The organism is Lentzea sp. NEAU-D7 (assembly GCF_026242055.1).
Classification (GTDB): domain Bacteria; phylum Actinomycetota; class Actinomycetes; order Mycobacteriales; family Pseudonocardiaceae; genus Lentzea.
The window spans coordinates 292314-308149 of sequence record NZ_JAPJDL010000001.1 but is presented as its reverse complement, the minus strand read 5'-3'; the positions used below and the strand labels follow the sequence as shown (position 1 = coordinate 308149).

18 protein-coding genes are annotated in these 15836 nt (G+C 72.3%); 16 read left to right on the top strand and 2 right to left on the bottom strand.

From position 1 onward, the window contains the following. Window positions 1-99: 99 nt before the first annotated feature. Together ORI60_RS01425 and ORI60_RS01420 are read left to right on the top strand one after the other, a co-directional pair. Window positions 100-333 (top strand): hypothetical protein, encoded by a 234-nt coding sequence (locus ORI60_RS01425; protein WP_266033037.1) that lies wholly within the window; start codon window positions 100-102, stop codon window positions 331-333. A gap of 127 nt (window positions 334-460) precedes the next feature. After that, window positions 461-1324, top strand: coding sequence for a glycosyltransferase family 9 protein (locus tag ORI60_RS01420; RefSeq protein WP_266033034.1), 864 nt, complete (start codon window positions 461-463; stop codon window positions 1322-1324). Here ORI60_RS01420 and ORI60_RS01415 read toward each other — a convergent pair. Beyond that, the gene (locus ORI60_RS01415; RefSeq protein WP_266033032.1) at window positions 1296-2633 is read right to left on the bottom strand and encodes an aldehyde dehydrogenase family protein; all 1338 of its coding nucleotides are present in this window, start codon (window positions 2631-2633) and stop codon (window positions 1296-1298) included. The two genes, ORI60_RS01420 and ORI60_RS01415, sit on opposite strands and share 29 nt — an antisense overlap. A 44-nt stretch (window positions 2634-2677) precedes the next feature. Here ORI60_RS01415 and ORI60_RS01410 point away from each other — a divergent pair, with 44 nt between their 5' ends. From ORI60_RS01410 to ORI60_RS01370, 9 genes are all read left to right on the top strand, one after another. Then, a complete protein-coding gene (locus ORI60_RS01410) occupies window positions 2678-3073 on the top strand; it encodes a ChaB family protein (RefSeq protein ID WP_266033030.1) in 396 nt (131 codons plus the stop codon). 121 nt (window positions 3074-3194) lie between these two features. Next, window positions 3195-3710 carry a D-glycero-alpha-D-manno-heptose-1,7-bisphosphate 7-phosphatase gene (locus ORI60_RS01405; RefSeq protein WP_266033028.1) on the top strand — a complete coding sequence of 172 codons (516 nt, stop codon included), beginning with the start codon at window positions 3195-3197 and terminating at the stop codon, window positions 3708-3710. After that, complete coding sequence (locus ORI60_RS01400) at window positions 3707-4705, top strand: glycosyltransferase family 9 protein (RefSeq protein WP_266033025.1); 999 nt, start codon at window positions 3707-3709, stop codon at window positions 4703-4705. Before ORI60_RS01405 ends, ORI60_RS01400 begins: the two co-directional genes overlap by 4 nt. Further along, window positions 4702-5562 carry a glycosyltransferase gene (locus tag ORI60_RS01395; RefSeq protein ID WP_266033023.1) on the top strand — a complete coding sequence of 287 codons (861 nt, stop codon included), beginning with the start codon at window positions 4702-4704 and terminating at the stop codon, window positions 5560-5562. Before ORI60_RS01400 ends, ORI60_RS01395 begins: the two co-directional genes overlap by 4 nt. Window positions 5563-5608: 46 nt before the next feature. Next, window positions 5609-6184, top strand: a complete 576-nt coding sequence (locus tag ORI60_RS01390; RefSeq protein WP_266033020.1) for a D-sedoheptulose-7-phosphate isomerase — start codon at window positions 5609-5611, stop codon at window positions 6182-6184. Continuing rightward, window positions 6181-7461, top strand: coding sequence for a D-glycero-beta-D-manno-heptose 1-phosphate adenylyltransferase (rfaE2, locus tag ORI60_RS01385; RefSeq protein WP_266033018.1), 1281 nt, complete (start codon window positions 6181-6183; stop codon window positions 7459-7461). The genes ORI60_RS01390 and rfaE2 overlap by 4 nt, the downstream gene beginning before the upstream one ends. Then, window positions 7461-8141: an SDR family oxidoreductase gene (locus ORI60_RS01380; protein ID WP_266033017.1), complete on the top strand. Its 681-nt coding sequence runs from the start codon at window positions 7461-7463 to the stop codon at window positions 8139-8141. Before rfaE2 ends, ORI60_RS01380 begins: the two co-directional genes overlap by 1 nt. Window positions 8142-8580: 439 nt before the next feature. Then, window positions 8581-9168: an ANTAR domain-containing protein gene (locus ORI60_RS01375; protein WP_266033015.1), complete on the top strand. Its 588-nt coding sequence runs from the start codon at window positions 8581-8583 to the stop codon at window positions 9166-9168. A gap of 44 nt (window positions 9169-9212) precedes the next feature. Further along, window positions 9213-9944, top strand: coding sequence for a GAF and ANTAR domain-containing protein (locus ORI60_RS01370; RefSeq protein ID WP_266033013.1), 732 nt, complete (start codon window positions 9213-9215; stop codon window positions 9942-9944). Here ORI60_RS01370 and ORI60_RS01365 read toward each other — a convergent pair. Then, a complete protein-coding gene (locus ORI60_RS01365; protein ID WP_266033010.1) occupies window positions 9941-10165 on the bottom strand; it encodes a hypothetical protein in 225 nt (74 codons plus the stop codon). The two genes, ORI60_RS01370 and ORI60_RS01365, sit on opposite strands and share 4 nt — an antisense overlap. 286 nt (window positions 10166-10451) lie before the next feature. On the opposite strand from ORI60_RS01365, the gene ORI60_RS01360 reads away from it, so the two are divergent. From ORI60_RS01360 to ORI60_RS01340, 5 genes are all read left to right on the top strand, one after another. Then, on the top strand, window positions 10452-11033 hold the full coding sequence (locus ORI60_RS01360; protein WP_266033008.1) for a GAF and ANTAR domain-containing protein: 582 nt from the start codon (window positions 10452-10454) through the stop codon (window positions 11031-11033). Window positions 11034-11130: 97 nt separating this feature from the next. Beyond that, window positions 11131-12036 (top strand): NAD-dependent epimerase/dehydratase family protein, encoded by a 906-nt coding sequence (locus ORI60_RS01355; RefSeq protein ID WP_266033005.1) that lies wholly within the window; start codon window positions 11131-11133, stop codon window positions 12034-12036. Then, the gene (locus ORI60_RS01350) at window positions 12036-13631 is read left to right on the top strand and encodes a carbamoyltransferase (RefSeq protein ID WP_266033003.1); all 1596 of its coding nucleotides are present in this window, start codon (window positions 12036-12038) and stop codon (window positions 13629-13631) included. The genes ORI60_RS01355 and ORI60_RS01350 overlap by 1 nt, the downstream gene beginning before the upstream one ends. Further along, window positions 13628-14608, top strand: a complete 981-nt coding sequence (locus ORI60_RS01345; protein WP_323055868.1) for a glycosyltransferase family 2 protein — start codon at window positions 13628-13630, stop codon at window positions 14606-14608. Before ORI60_RS01350 ends, ORI60_RS01345 begins: the two co-directional genes overlap by 4 nt. Beyond that, window positions 14566-15759 carry a UDP-glucose dehydrogenase family protein gene (locus ORI60_RS01340; protein WP_266033000.1) on the top strand — a complete coding sequence of 398 codons (1194 nt, stop codon included), beginning with the start codon at window positions 14566-14568 and terminating at the stop codon, window positions 15757-15759. The genes ORI60_RS01345 and ORI60_RS01340 overlap by 43 nt, the downstream gene beginning before the upstream one ends. Window positions 15760-15836 lie beyond the last annotated feature (77 nt).

Genomic DNA, 15836 nt, shown 5'->3' with positions numbered 1-15836 from the left:
CGCTGTGCAACCGGGGAATCCCCTGTGGCACAGCGGTCCTCGCGTCGGCAACAAGAGTTGCGGCCACTGTCACGGTGGGCATCGCCCTCGCCGCGGCGGGTGCGCGGGCTGATCGTGGCGGAGGAGCACAGCGTGCACGGCGGCCTCGGGGAGGCGTGCGCGCCCGCGCTCCTGACCGAGGGCGTTCCGGTGCGGTTCCGCGCGCTGGGCATTCCGGACGAGCCGACCGTCAACGGTCCGCAGCTCGACGTCCTCGCGCACCACGGCATCGGCGCGGACGAGCTCGCCGCGCTGGCCCGGGAGCTGGTCGGACCACCGGCGGGGAGCCGCTGACCAGGGCACCGCAGGTGTATTCGGACGTGGAGCGGGTATGCGTGGCCTGCCGGCGCACCGCCGGTCCATTGTGGAGTCCAGCGCGGTCCCGTCGCGGACCGGATCGCCCGCCCGAGGAGGAACACCGATGCGAATCCTGGTGCTGCGCGCACTCGGACTGGGAGACCTGCTCACCGCCGTACCCGCGCTGCGCGCACTGCGCAGGGCGTTCCCCGGCGCCGAGATCACGCTCGCCGCGCCGGGGTGGCTGTCCGACGCGGTCGCGCGGATCGACGCCGTCGACCGGCTGCTGCCCACCGAGGGCCTCACCCGAATCGAGTACGACAGCCCTGATCTCGCCGTCAACCTGCACGGCCGCGGGCCGCAGAGCGTCGAACGGCTCATGGCCACCCGGCCCCGGCTGCTGCTCACCCACGACGAGTGGCCGGAAGACCGGCACGAGGTGCTGCGGTGGTGCGATCTTCTGCAGGAGCACGGAATTCCATGCGACGCCGACGATCTGCTGCTGTCGCCGCCCGGACCGCGGACCGAGCGGATCGTGGTCCATCCGGGTGCGAGCCACGGCGCGCGCCGGTGGCCGGTGGAGCGGTTCGGCGCGGTGGTGCGGGAGCTGGACGGCCACGACGTCGTGGTGACGGCCAGTCCGTCCGAGCTCGAAGCGGCTCGCCGGATCGTGCCCGAGCCCGTGTGCGGAAGCCTCGGCCAGCTGCTCGACCTCGTCGCCACGGCCGGGCTCGTGATCTGCGGCGACACCGGGGTCGCGCACGTCGCGACGGCCTACGGCACGCCGTCCGTGCTGCTGTTCGGTCCGATGCCGCCGAGCCTGTGGGGGCCGCGTTCCGGGCCGCACCACGTGCTGTGGCACGGCGGAACGGGTGACACGTTCGCCTCGGAGCCGGACCCCGGCCTGCTGCGGATCACCGTGGACGAGGTCCTGGACGCCGTGAAGGAGCTCCGGCCGGTCACGGCAGGCCGAGGTGCACGACCTTGACGGTGGTCATCTCGTCGAGCAGCTCCGGCCCGTAGCCGAACCCCGTGCCGGACGCGCCGCGGGGCTGAGCCGCGCCGCCGGGAGCGCCGCCGAACACGGCGTTCACCTTCACCGTGCCGACCGGCAGCGCGCGCCACGCCTTCTGCGCGTGCTCCATCGACCGGGTCAGCACCGTCGCCGCCAGGCCGTACTCGCCGGAGCACGCCTCGCGCAGGCCTTCGTCGAACGACGGCACCACACACACCGGCGCCACCGGGCCGAACGTCTCCTCGCGCATGATCCGCATGTCCGGCGTGCAGCCGGTGAGCACGGTCGCCGGGTAGTGCGCGCCGGGGCCGGCCGGGATCTCACCACCGGTCAGGGCCCGTGCGCCCGCTTCGAGCGCTTCGGCGACCTGGGCGTGGACGAACTCGCGATGCCTGTTGTCCACCAACGGTTGTGCGTTGGCCGTCCACTCCTTCGCGCGGGCGCACAGCGCGTCGATGAAGGCCGCGGCGACCTCTTCGTGCACGTAGATCCGTTCCACCGAGGTGCAGAGCTGGCCCGCGTTGGTGAACGCCCCGAGCGCGGCCTGCTCGGCCGCGCGGTCCGGGTCGACGTCCGCGTCGACGAGCAACGGGTCGTTGCCTCCGTTCTCCAGCAACAACTTCGCGCGCGACGCCTGTGCGATGGCACGTCCTGTCGCGGTGCTGCCGACGTGCGCGACGACGTCGACGTCCTCGCGCACGAGCTGCGCACCCGTCGTCCCGTCACCGATCAGCGTCTGCAGCACGTTCGCGGGGAAGTGCGGCCGCAGCACCGTGTCCAGCAGCATGCCGGTGTGCGGGCAGCGCTCGCTCGGCTTGTGCACCACGGTGTTGCCCGTGACCAGCGCCGCGCCGAGCAGCCCGCACGCGACGGCGACAGGGTCGTTCCACGGGGTGAGGGCCACGACGACACCGCGCGGCTCCGGGATCATGAAGTCCACGGCCGAACCGAGCAGCGACCGTCCGCGGTGGACCGGGCCGAGTTCGGCGTACTGCTCCAGCGTGGACGCTCCGGCGAGCACACCTTCCCGCGCCGAGGCGTACGGCCTGCCCGTCTCGGTCTCCACCACGGTCGCGAGGTCCCCGGCCCGCGCCCTGAGGTCCGCGGCGGCCGCCCTCACGGCGGCACCGCGTTCGGCCGCGGACGTGGCGGCCCACGCGGTCTGCGCCTTCCGGGCGGCCGCCACCGCTGTTGTCGTCTCCGTCTCGGACGCGGCCGGGAGCCAGCCGACCAGCTGACCGTCGAGTGGGCTGTGGACGTCGATGGCGTGGGTGGCGGTCATGCGATTCGGGTACCCGGACGTCCCGGTCGAAACATGGAGGAAGCATGCCCGGACGAGAGGAACTCCCCAGCACGGTGGCACGGTCGTCGAAGAAGGCGCAGCGCACCTGGATCAAGGCTCACGACTCGGCCGTGGAGACCTACGGAGAGGGCGAACGTGCTCACCGCACGGCGTTCTCCGCGCTGAAGCACTCGTTCGAGAAGGTCGGCGACCACTGGGAGGCCAAGGAGGAGAAAGGACCCTCCGACCGCCAGGCGGCCAGGAGCACGCCGGTGCAGGGGGAGACCGCCGGTGGCGTGGACGCGAACGCGAGCAAGGAACACCTGTACGACATCGCGAAGCGCCTGAAGATCGACGGCCGCTCGCGGATGTCCAAGGACGAGCTCGTCGAGGCGATCGGCAGGGCGAACGACCGCGCGACGGCCGCCGCCCGCTCGTGACCGTCGGCGACGACTTCTCACTGACCGTTTCGAGCACGTCACAGCCCGTTGCAGGTCGTGGCGGCGGGAATCGCTTCGCAGAGTAGCGTTTCAAGCCGTTTTTCTCGGCTAAATCTCCTCTATGGATCGGACCATCGAGGCGGTGCTCTTCGACCGCGACGGCACGCTCGTCCGTGATGTGCCGTACAACGGCGACCCGGCTCGCGTGGAGCTGATGCCCGGCGCTCAGGAAGCGATCAGGGACCTGCGCGCACGCGGACTGCGCACCGGAGTGGTCAGCAACCAGTCCGGAATCGGCAGGGGGTTGCTGACCGAGGCCCAGGTGCAGGCGGTCAACGCCCGCGTCGAGGAACTGCTCGGACGGTTCGGCACGTGGCAGATCTGCCCGCACCACCCGGATGACGGCTGTGCGTGCCGCAAACCCGCGCCCGGCCTGGTGCTGGCGGCGTGTGACGCGCTCGGGGTGAGCCCACGACGCACCGTGGTCGTGGGGGACATCGAAGCCGACGTGATGGCCGCGCGCAACGCGGGCGCGGCGTCCGTCCTGGTCCCCACGGACGTGACCCGGCCGGAAGAGGTGCAACGCGCGCCGCGCACGGCCGCTGATCTGCGTGCCGCGATGGGGATGATCCTGTGAGGACGCTGGTGGCGCGGTTGGACAGTGACGGCGACGTGCTGCTCGCGGGTCCGGCGATCCGCGCGGCGGCCGCGTCCGGCGAGGTGGTCCTGCTGTGCGGACCAGGCGGGGTGAGGGCGGCCGAACTGCTGCCCGGCGTGAACCGGATCATCGAGTGGGAGTGCCCGTGGATCGTGAACCCGGCGCCCGAGGTCCGGCCGATCGACATCGAGGCCGTGGTCGCGCTGGTGCACGGGATCCGCGCCGACGTGGCGCTGGTGCTGACGTCGTTCCACCAGAGCCCGTTGCCGCTGGCCCTGCTGCTGCGGCTCGCCGGGGTGCCGAGGATCGTGGCGCGCTCGACCGACTACCCCGGCTCGCTGCTGGACGTGCGGCTGACCGGCGACCCGGACGTGCCCGAGGCCGAACGGGCGTTGCAGGTCGCGCGCGCGGCCGGGTTCGAGCTGCCGCCGGGCGACGACGGCCGGCTCGCCGTGCTCGACCCGCCCCAGGTCGAGCTGGATCATCCCGAACTGAGCCACCCGTACGTGGTGGTGCACCCCGGTGCGACGGCGCCCGCCCGCACCTGGTCGCCCGACCGGTGGGCGAAGGCCGTGGTCGCGTTGAACGCGGCAGGGCATCGCGTGGTCGTGACCGGCGGACCGGCGGAAGCCGGCCTGACCGCACACGTCGCCGGCGCGTGCGGGACCGATCTGGGCGGGCGCACCACCTTCCGCGAGCTGAGCGGCGTGCTGGCCGGTGCCGAGGCTGTCGTCGTCGGCAACACCGGCCCCGCTCACCTCGCGGTCGCGGTCGGCACACCGGTCGTGTCGTTGTTCGCTCCGGTCGTGCCCGCCGTCCGATGGGCACCGCACGGACGACATGTCCTGCTCGGCGACCAGCACGCGCGGTGCCGGAACAGCCGTGCCCGTGAATGTCCGATACCCGGCCACCCGTGCCTGGACCTCGTGGAACCCGCCGAGGTCGTCGCGGCCGTCGCGGAGGTGACCCGATGAGAATCCTGCTCTGGCACGTGCACGGGTCCTGGACGAACTCCTTCGTCCGGGGCGACCACGACTACCTGGTCGTCGGCCCTCCTGACGGGATCGGGCTCGCCGGACGTCCCTGGCGCGCGACCGAGGTCTCTCTGTCCGAAGTGGACGCCGATCTCGCGGTGGTGCAGCAGCCGGAGCAGCTGGGCCTGGTGCCGCGCGGTGTTCCGGTGGTCTACCTGGAGCACAACACACCGAGTGCGCCGGGGCAGAGGCATCCGATGGCGGACTGGGACGGGCTCCTGGTGCACGTCACGCACTTCAACGACCTGATGTGGGACTGCGGGTCCACCCGGACGGTCGTCGTCGAGCACGGCGTGGCCGACCCCGGCCCGCTCTACACCGGCGAGCTGGCCCGCGCGGTCGCGGTCGTCAACGACCCGGTCCGGCGCGGCCGGATCGTCGGCACCGACCTGCTGCCGCGGTTCGAGCCGATCGACGTGTTCGGGATGAACACCGAGCCGATCGGTGGCCTGGGCGATCACGACCTCGGCTCGCTGCACCGGGAAATGGCTCGCCGGCGCGTCTACGTCCATCCGATGCGCTGGACCTCGCTGGGGCTGTCGCTCATCGAGGCGATGCACATCGGCATGCCGGTCGTGGCGCTCGCGTGCACCGAGGCTGTGCGCGCGGTGCCCGAGGAGGCCGGAACGGTCTCGACGGACGTGGAGGACCTGGTGCGCGCGACGCGGGAACTGATCGCGGATCCCGCGCTCGCGCACGAGAAGGGCAAGAGGGCGCGCGAGTTCGCGTTGGCCCGGTACGGACTCGATGCGTTCCTGCGCAGCTGGGACGACGTGGTGAAGGAGGTGGCCGGATGAGTGACGTGACGATCTCCGTGCCCGCCAGCCCGCTGGCGGTGGCGCGATGAGCGTGGAGGAGCACCTGAACGGACTGGCCGGCACGCTGACCGCCCTGCGGGCGCAGGCGCCGCGGCTCACCCGCTGGGGCAGCACGCTCGCCCGCAGGCTGACCGAGGGCGGCAGGCTGCTCGCCGCGGGCAACGGCGGATCCGCCGCCGAGGCTCAGCACCTCACAGCCGAGCTGGTGGGCCGCTACCGGCACGACCGCGCGCCGTTCTCGGCGCTGGCGCTGTGCGCCGAGACGTCGAGCGTCACCGCGATCGCCAACGACTACGGCTACGACCAGGTCTTCGCCCGGCAGATCGCGGCACACGCGCGGCCGCGGGACATCGTCGTGCTGCTGTCCACCAGTGGCCGCAGCGAGAACCTGCTGGAGGCCGCCCGCACGGCCAGGAAGGTCGGGGCCCAGGTCTGGGCGTTCACCGGCCCGGCACCGAACCCGCTGGCCGACCTGGCGGACGACGTGCTGGACCTGCCCGGCGACCCGTGCAACGTGCAGGAGGCGCAGCTCGTCGCGGTCCACGCCCTGTGCGAGGCGTTCGAGGCCGCGCTCCCCGCGACCCTGCGGAGGGTCTCATGAGGCTGGTGGTGGTCGGCGACTCGCTGCTGGACGTCGACGTGGAGGGCACGGCCGAGCGGCTGTGCCCGGACGCGCCCGCTCCCGTCCTCGACGTGTCCGCCGAACGCGCCAGACCGGGAGGTGCCGCGCTCGCGGCCACCATGGCGGCGCGCGACGGCGTGGACGTGACGCTGGTCAGCGCGCTGGCCGACGACGAGGACGGGCACCGGATCCGCTCGCTGCTGGAGGTGCCCGGTGTGTTCGGGCCTTCCGGCGCGCCCACGTCGGTGAAGACGCGCCTGCGCTGCGCGGGGACGTCGCTGGCGCGCATGGACCGCGGTGGTGGCCCGGCGGAGCCCAAGGCCACCGACGAGATGCTCGACGCCGTGCTGTCCGCCGACTTCGTGCTGGCCTCCGACTACGGCCGCGGACTGCTGCGCGACGAACGGCTGCGGGCGGTGCTCACCCGCGTCCCCGTGGTGTGGGACCCGCATCCCCGCGGTCCGGCGCCGGTGCCCGACGCCCGGCTGGTGACGCCGAACCTCGCCGAGGCCACGGCGTTCAGCGGTTGCTCAGACCCGTTCGAGGCGGCGGAGGAACTGCTGAGCCGGTGGCGATCGCGTGCGGTGGTGGTGACGCGAGGTTCCGGCGGTGCCTTGCTCCACTGTGGAGGGACACCGGTCGCGGTGCCCGCGCCGAAGGTGACCGTGCTCGACCCCTGCGGGGCGGGGGACAGGTTCGCGGTGACGGCGGCGGCGCGGCTGGCCGCGGGCGCCACTCCCGACGAGGCCGTGGCGGACGCCGTCCTCTCGGCCGCGCGGTTCCTGGCCGACGGCGGTGTGTCGGGAATGGCGGGCACGCCCATGTCCACCATGGACGCTGTGCGGGCTCGTGGTGGAACGGTCGTGGCCACCGGCGGGTGCTTCGACGTGCTGCACGCCGGCCACGTCCGCATGTTGCGGGCGGCGCGGGAACTCGGCGACTGCCTCGTGGTGTGCCTCAACTCCGACGCGTCGGTGCGCAGGCTCAAGGGGCCGGAGCGTCCGGTGAACCGGCAGGCCGACCGCGTGGAGGTGCTGCGCGCGCTGGGCTGCGTGGACGAGGTGGTGGTGTTCCCCGAGGACACACCGGAACGCGTGCTGCGCGACCTGCGTCCGGACGTGTGGGTGAAGGGCGGTGACTACACCGCCGAGCTGTTGCCGGAGACGGCTGTGGTGCGGCACTGGGGCGGCCGGACGGTCGTCGTCCCGTACCACCGCGGCCGTTCGACGACCGAGATCCTGTCGAGGAGGGCTTGATGCTGGGTGACGTGCTGGTGACCGGAGGTGCGTCCGGACTGGGTGCGGCGGTGGTCGACGCCGTGCACGAGGCGGGCGGACGGCCCCTCGTGCTGGACAAGGCGGCGCCGTCGGCGCCGCACGTCGCCGACTTCGAGTCGGTCGACCTGTCGGACACCGACGCGGCCGAACGCGCCGTGCGCGACCTGCTCTCCCGCAACGACAACCTGACCGCCGTGGTGACCGCGGCGGGTGTGGACAGGTGCGGGCGTCTCGACGAGGTGCCCACGGCGGAGTGGGAGCACGTCGTGCGGGTGAACCTGTTCGGCACGGTGGCGGTCGTGCGCGCGGCGCTGCCGCACCTGCGCAACGGCCGGGTGGTGACCATCGCGTCCACCCTCGGGGTGCGCGCGGTCAGCGACGCCACGGCGTACTGCGCGTCGAAGTTCGGCGTCGTTGGCTTCACCCGCGCCCTGGCGGCCGAGACGGCCGGCCAGGTCGGCGTGACCCTCGTGGTCCCCGGCGGCATGCGCACCCACTTCTTCGACGACCGCGACGAGCAGTACAAGCCGGCGGACACGGCGAAGCTGAACCCGCCGGACCGGGTGGCGGCCGCGATCATGTTCGCGCTGAGCCAGCCGGCGGGGTGCGAGGTGCGCGAGCTCGTCGTGGCCCACGCGGAGGAACCGTCCTGGCCCTAGCCCGCCTCCCGGAAGTCCCGTCGGCGGCAGTAGCGGCCGAGGGCCCCGGAGACGGCGCCGCCGCGACGCCCGAATACGCCCGGTATGAGGGGCATCGCGGCGGTGCCGGACACCGGTCTCGCCCGCGCCTGCCACCGGACGAACTTCCGTGACACGACCTGGTCCGCCTCCCGGAAGTCCCGTCCTGCGGCCGAGCGGCCGGTGGGCCGTGGTGCGCATCGCGTCCTGCCTGCCCCGGTGCGCACCGGCGGTGATCCGGTCTGGGTTCGTGCCCGACGTCGGATCGGGTCGGCCTGACCGCGTGGTCAGAGGACGGGTGTTGGACGGACAGCGCCGGGAGCGGCTTGTGCGGGTCGTGGAGGAGTTCACGGCCGCGGCTTCCGGACGTGCTGGTTTGGCGCGCGGTTTGTGCCTCGCGTGTCTGCACGTCGTGCCTGGTGTGGATGCCGCAGCGCTGACGTTGCGCGGCAGCGCGCACGCCGAGGAGATGGTCGGCGCCAGTGACGAGTGGGCGGCCCGGCTGGAGGAGGTCCAGTACACCCTCAGGGACCGGCCGGGTGTGGCTGCTTTCATCGACGCCGCACCGGTGCTGGTGGCCGATCTCGGCGTGGACGGCGTGCGGTGGCCTGGTTTCGCTGCGGCGGCTGCGGCGGAGGGCCTGGCGGCGATGTTCGCGTTCCCGTTGCGGGCCGGCGGCATCAGGCTGGGCAGGCTCGACCTTTTCCGCCGCCGTCCCGGCGGCCTGACCGCGGCGGCGGTCGCGGACGCGGTGGTCCTGGCCGACCTGGCGACCTGCGCGTTGCTGGAGCAGGACGACTCCGCCGGCGAGGACGAACAGCTGCGGATGACCTTGTCGTACCAGGACGTGAACATGGCGACCGGGATGCTGGCGGTGCAGTTGCAGATCAGCCTGGAGGACGCGTTCTCCAGGCTGCGCGCGCACGCGTTCTCGTCGGGCTGTTCGGTGCTGGACGTGGCACGTGATCTGCTGGAACGGCGCATCCCGCTGGACCGGCTGGCGGACTGACCGCGCCGCGGGCACGGCACCATGCCGGGTCGTATGCTGCGGGAGTGCCCCGTGCCCAGGAACAGATCGCCGTCACGTTGAGCGAGCTCACGGCGAGGCTGGTGGGCCGTCATGACGCCGATTCGGTGCTGCGGCTGGTCACCGCGGCGTGTGGGACGCTGCTGTCGGCGTCGGCGACCGGGGTGTTGCTGGCGGATCCGCGTGGTGGGCTGAGCGTGGTGTCGGCCTCCGACGAACGGGCCCGGTTCCTGGAGTTGCTGCAGAGCCAGGTCGACGAGGGCCCGTGCGTGGACTGCGTGCGTGACGACGCGACGGTCGGCTGCCCGGATCTGGAGGACGGCCGTGGTCGCTGGCCGGCGTTCACGCGTGCCGCGCTGGATGCGGGGTTCCGTGCGGTGCACGCGGTGCCGATGCGTCTGGCGGGGGACGCCGTTGGTGGTCTGAACGTGTTCTACGCGGCGGTCACGCCGTGGCAGGACGGGCAGCGGCGGCTCGGGCAGGTGCTGGCCGATCTGGCGGTGCTGGGCCTGTCGCAGGACGACGACCCCGCGCGCAGCCACCGGCTGGCCGAGCGGACCCTGACCACGCTCAACGACCGCGTGATGCTCGCGCACGCGATCGGCATGGTCGCCGGTGGCCTCGACATCGGCACCGACGAGGCCCGCCGCCTCATCTTCGATCACGCCACGAGGACCCGGAAACCGGTCCGCGACGTCGCCCGCGGGCTCACCGGCGGGAACCTCGAAGCGACCGCGCTGGACCCGGGCAGGCCCTAGTCGTCCCAGTCGGGGTCCGAGCGCCGTTCGGCCGCCGCATCCACGGCCGCGGTGACCCGCGCGACCTCCGCCTCGCGTTCGGTGTCGCCGAACCGTTCCGGCACGTCGCCGCTCCAGGCCCGCACGACGCCGATGGCTTCGTGCAGGGCCGCTCGTCTCTCGACCGCTTCGACGAGGCGTCGCGCGGCGGCATCGCCGGAACCGCCGCTGGGTGAGGTCATGTGCCCAGCCTCCTCCTCATCGACCGCGATGGCGACCCGGTCCCGCGACCGAGGTACTGTTCGGCGAGGTCACGTGTTGCGACTAGTCCACAGTGGACGAATCGGGAGCGGTACCGGATTCGTGTCCAGTGGCAGCCGCACGAGGGGCCGAGGGTGGACGGACAGCGCCGGGACCGGCTTGAACGGATGATCGAGCAGCACGCCGCGCGTGCCGGGTGGCCGCGGGCGCTGTGCGCGGTGTGCGTGAAGGCGCTTCCGGTGGACGCGGCGGCGCTGGTCGTGCGCGGTGACGAGCGGTCGCAGGAGGGGGTCACCGCCAGCGACGCGTGGGGCGAGGCGCTCGAGGAGCTGCAGTACTCGCTCCGCGAGGGGCCCGCGGCGGAGGCTCGGCGAGGGGCCCGCGGCGGAGGCTCACCGCGGTGGCGATCCGGTGCTGGTGGACGACTTGATCGCCGAGCGCGCCAGGTGGCCGGGGTTCGCCGCCGCGGGCGCCGAGGCGGGCCTCGGCGCGGTGTTCGTGTTCCCGCTGCACATCGGTGGCATCCGGCTCGGCGCGCTGGACCTCTACCGGCGCAGCCCCGGTGGTCTGTCCGCGGGTGCGCTCGCCGACGCCGTGGTGCTGGCGGACGTGGCGGCGCTCGCCCTGCTGGAGAGCGAGCTGTCCGCCGACCACGAGAAGCTGCGGATGGAAGTGTCCTATCAGGACGTGCACCTGGCGACCGGTGTGCTGGCCGCGGAGCTGGGGATCGGTCTCGAAGAGGCCTTGGTGAGGTTGCGGGCGCACGCGTTCGCCGAGCACCGGTCGTTGCCGGTGGTGTCGCGCGACGTGCTCGAAGGGCGGGTCTCCGCCGACCGCCTCGCGGACTGAGCACTACTTGCCGGACGACATGTTCCTGTGGCGGCCGGTGGGCCGCTTACTTTTCCGGAAGCGGTGTAGGAGGCGTTTCGCCGGGTAGCTCAATCCCATGGCAGAGCGTGCTGTGGTGACCGGAGGTGCGGGCTTTCTCGGCTCGCACATGTGCGACGCCCTTGTGGCGCGCGGCATGCGGGTGACCTGTGTGGACGACTTCAGCACGGGGGAGCCCGCGAACGTGCCGCCTGGTGTCGACCTCCTGCACGTCGACGTGCGCGAACCGTTCCGGATGCCGCCCAGCGAGCTGGTGCTGCACTTCGCGTGCCCCGCGTCGCCCGCTGCCTACCTGGCGTCACCGGTCGGCACGCTCGAGACGGGCGGGTTCGGCACCCATCGCGTCCTGGAGGAGGCCAGACGGCTCGGCGCGCGCGTGGTCGTCGCCTCCACCAGCGAGGTGTACGGCGACCCGCTGGAACACCCGCAGCGGGAGACCTACTGGGGCAACGTCAACCCGATCGGGCCGCGCAGCGTGTACGACGAGGCGAAGCGGTTCGGCGAGGCGCTCGCGTTCGCCTACCGGCGGGAGCACGGCGTCGACGTCGGCGTGGTCAGGATCTTCAACACCTACGGGCCCCGGATGAGGTCGAGCGACGGTCGCATGTTGCCGACGTTCTTCGCGCAGGCCCGCAAGAACGAGCCGTTGACCGTGCACGGTGACGGCACGCAGACGCGGTCGCTCTGCTACGTGGACGATCTCGTGCGCGGCGTGCTGGCCATGGCGGACAGCGGTGAAGCCGGGCCGGTCAACCTCGGCAACCCCGAGGAGGTCACGGTGATGGAGGTCGCCAAGCAGGTCATCGAGGTGACCGGCAGCGACTCCGAGATCGTGCACGTCGGCGCGATGACCGACGACCCCCGGCGACGCAGGCCGGACATCACCAGAGCGCGGGAGCTGCTCGGCTGGGAGCCGGAGATCCCGCTGGAACGAGGACTTCGACTCATGGCGAGGGAGACGTGATGCGGGTTCTGGGCATCAACGCGATTTTTCACGATCCCGCGGCCGCCCTCGTGATCGACGGGCACACGGTCGCGGCCGCCGAGGAGGAACGGTTCTCCCGGCGCAAGCACGGCAAGCGTCCGGTGCCGTTCTCGGCCTGGGAGCTGCCCGAGATGGCGGCGAGGTGGTGCCTGGAGAAGGCCGGGCTCACGCCGGCCGACCTCGACGCCGTCGCGTACTCCTACGATCCCGCGCTCGCGGAGGACGACACCGCGCCGTGGGAGGAGCTGCGCACCAACTACGCCCGGCGGGCCCCGCAGTTCCTGGCCACCGCGTTGCCCGGCCTGGACCCGGAGATCGTGCGGTTCGTGCCGCACCACGCCGCGCACGCGGCCTCGACCGGGCTCGCGGCACCGTTCGGCGGGAACTGCGCGGTGCTGGTGGCCGACGGGCGCGGCGAGTGCGGTTCCTACCTGGCCGGGCGGTACGACGACCAGAAGCTGGACAAGCTCGCCGAGCAACGGCTGCCGCACTCGCTCGGCCTGCTCTACGAGGACCTGACCGAGCACCTCGGCTTCCTGCGGTCCAGCGACGAGTACAAGGTCATGGCACTCGCCTCGCACGCCGAACCCGTGCACCTGGACCTCATGCGCGAACACATCACGACCACCGCCGACGGTGGCTTCCACATCGTGCCGATCGAGTGGAACACCCTGGCCAAGCAGCCGGACGGTGAACTGCAGCAGGAACACGCCGAGCTCGCCGCCAGCGTGCAGCGCAGGCTGGAGGAGGTGCTGCTGGAGCTCACCACGTGGCTGCACGAGCAGACCGGTGAGCGCAGGCTCGCGATGGCGGGCGGGGTGGCGTTGAACTGCGTCGCGAACACGCGGATCTTCGCCGAGGGACCGTTCGACGAGGTGTGGGTGCAGCCCGCGGCCGGCGACTCCGGCACCGCGCTCGGCGCCGCACTGCACGTCGCGTCGGGTGAGCCGCTGGCGCCGATGCCGGGCGCCGACCTCGGCCGGAGCTGGAGCGACGACGAGATCGAGCAGGTGCTGAAGACGGCGAAGGTCGTGTACGAGAAGCCCGCGGACCTGGCCGCCGTGGTGGCGCGGGCGCTGGCGGAAGACGGGATCATCGCCTGGTTCCAGGGGCGGTCGGAGTACGGGCCACGCGCGCTGGGCCGCCGGTCGCTGCTCGCGAACCCCTGTTTCGCGGCGAACCTGGAACGGATGAACGACGTCAAGGGCCGCGAGCAGTTCCGGCCGATCGCGCCGATGGTGCTGGAGAGCCGCGCGCACGAGCTGTTCGAGCGCGGGCCGGTTCCCAGTCCCTACATGCTGTTCGTGCACGACGTCCGTCCTGAGTGGAGGGACCGGATCCCGGCCGTGGTGCACGTGGACGGCACCGCCCGCGTGCAGACCGTGGCGGGGGACCCGCTGCTGGAACGGGTGCTGGAGGAGTTCGACCGCCACACCGGTGTGCCGGTCGTGGTCAACACCAGCCTCAACACGGCAGGGCGGCCGATGGTCGACTCGCCCAGGGACGCGCTGGAGTGCTTCGGTTCGTCGCCCATCGACCTGCTCGCGATCGGCCCGTTCGTGGTGCGGCGATGACCGGCTACACCGTCGTCATCCCCACGGTCGGCCGCGAGAGCCTCGACGTCGTGGTGAACGCGATCCGGGATGGCGAGGGGCCGCCGCCGGAGGAGATCATCGTGGTGTACGACCGCTTCGGCCGCGGGCCGGCGGCCGCGCGCAACGCCGGCTGGCGGCGGGCCACCAGCGAATGGGTGGTCTTCCTCGACGACGACGTGCTGCCGCCGCGGGACTGGAAACGACGACTCGCCGACGACCTCGCGGCGGTGGGCGACGACGTGGCGGCCAGCCAGGCGCGCATCGAGGTGCCGCTGCCGCCGGACCGCAGGCCCACCGACTGGGAGCGCAACACCTCCGGTCTCGCCGACGCGAAGTGGATCACCGCGGACATGGCCTACCGGCGGTCCGCGCTGCTGGAGACGGGCGGTTTCGACGAACGATTCCCGCGGGCCTACCGGGAGGACGCCGACCTCGCGCTGCGGGTGATCGACCTCGGGTACCGGGTCGTGTCCGGTGACCGGGTCACCACGCATCCCGTGCGGCGCACCGGTTTCTTCACCAGCCTGAAGCAGCAGCGCGGGAACGCCGACGACGCGTTGATGCGCAAGGTGCACGGCCCGCGGTGGCGGGAGAAGATCGGCGGGCATCGCGGCCGGTTGCGCGAACACGCGGTCACCACCGGCTTCGCGGTCGCCGCCGTCCTTTGTGGACTTTTCGGTGCCAGGCGTGCCGCGGCCGTCGCGGCGCTGGGGTGGGCCGCCCTGACAGCGCGGTTCGCGGCGCAGCGCATCGCCCCGGGTCCTCGCACGGCACCCGAGGTCGTGCGGATGATCGTGACGAGCGCCGCCATCCCGCCGGCCGCCTGTCTGCACCGAGCCCGTGGCGAGCTGCAGGTGCGTGTGACCCGGAACGAGGCGCAAACCGCCGCACGAGACGAGTCGGGAGGGCAGACGTGCATCGAATCGGTGTCGTTGGTGCCGGGTACGTCGGCCTGACCACGGCCGCCTGCTTCGCGCACCTCGGCCACGACGTCGTCTGCGCGGACGTGGACGAGGCCAAGGTCGAGCGGTTGCGGCGGGGCGAGGTCGACCTGGTCGAGCCGGGGCTCGCGGAACTGCTGGAACAGCACGACATCGAGTTCACCACCGTGTTTCCGCGTGACGTGGACTTCCTGTTCGTGTGCGTTCCGACGCCGGCGGGGGAGCACGGGCAAGCCGACCTCACCGCCGTGCACGACGTCGTTGCGCAGGTGCCGGAGAACACGGTGCTGGTGCTGAAGTCGACGGTTCCCGTCGGCACCGCGTGCGGCATCGCGCACCGGCCGACCGTGTCGAACCCGGAGTTCCTGCGGGAAGGCCACGCGGTCGAGGACTTCCTGCGGCCGCAACGGGTGGTGGTCGGTTCGGCCGACCAGGACGCGGCGAGACGCGTCGCCGCGCTCTACGGCGACGTGCCGGTCGTGCTCACCGACAACACCACCGCCGAGCTGGTCAAGTACGCCTGCAACAGCTTCCTCGCGGTGAAGCTGTCGTTCGTCAACACCCTCGCCGAGCTGTGCGAACGCGTCGGCGCGGACATCGACGGCGTCACCGAGGGCATGCGCCTGGACGAACGCATCGGTGCCGCGTTCCTGCGGCCCGGCCCCGGCTGGGGCGGCTCCTGCCTGCCCAAGGACACCCGCGCGCTGCTCACCACGGCACGCGAGCAGGACGTCGAGTTCGGCACCCTGCGCGCCGCCGTCGACACCAACGAGCACCAGGTCCGCCGCATCGCGGAGAAGATCGAGGGCGACCGGATCGGGCTGCTCGGCCTCACGTTCAAGGCGGGCACCAACGACCTGCGCGACTCGCCCGCGCTCGCGATTGCGCGGCTGCTGGACGGCGACATCCGCGCCTACGACCCGGCGATCACCCAGGAGGTCGACGGCATCACCGTCGTCGGCACACCGGAGGAGCTGGCGGACGGCCGCGACGTGCTGGTCGTGCTCACCGAGTGGCCGGAGTTCGCCGAGCTCGACTGGCCGGCGCTCGCCGACCGGATGACGACCCCGGTGCTCGTCGACACCCGAGGCGTCGTTCCCGCCGACAAGGTCCGCGAGGCCGGCTTTCGGCTGGTCAGCGTGGGACACCCGGACGGACTCCGGTGACGTGGCGTGAACACGGTGTGGTGACACCGGGTGGCGCTTCGGCAAGTGGTGTTTCGAAGCGTTTTCCGGGGATAAAT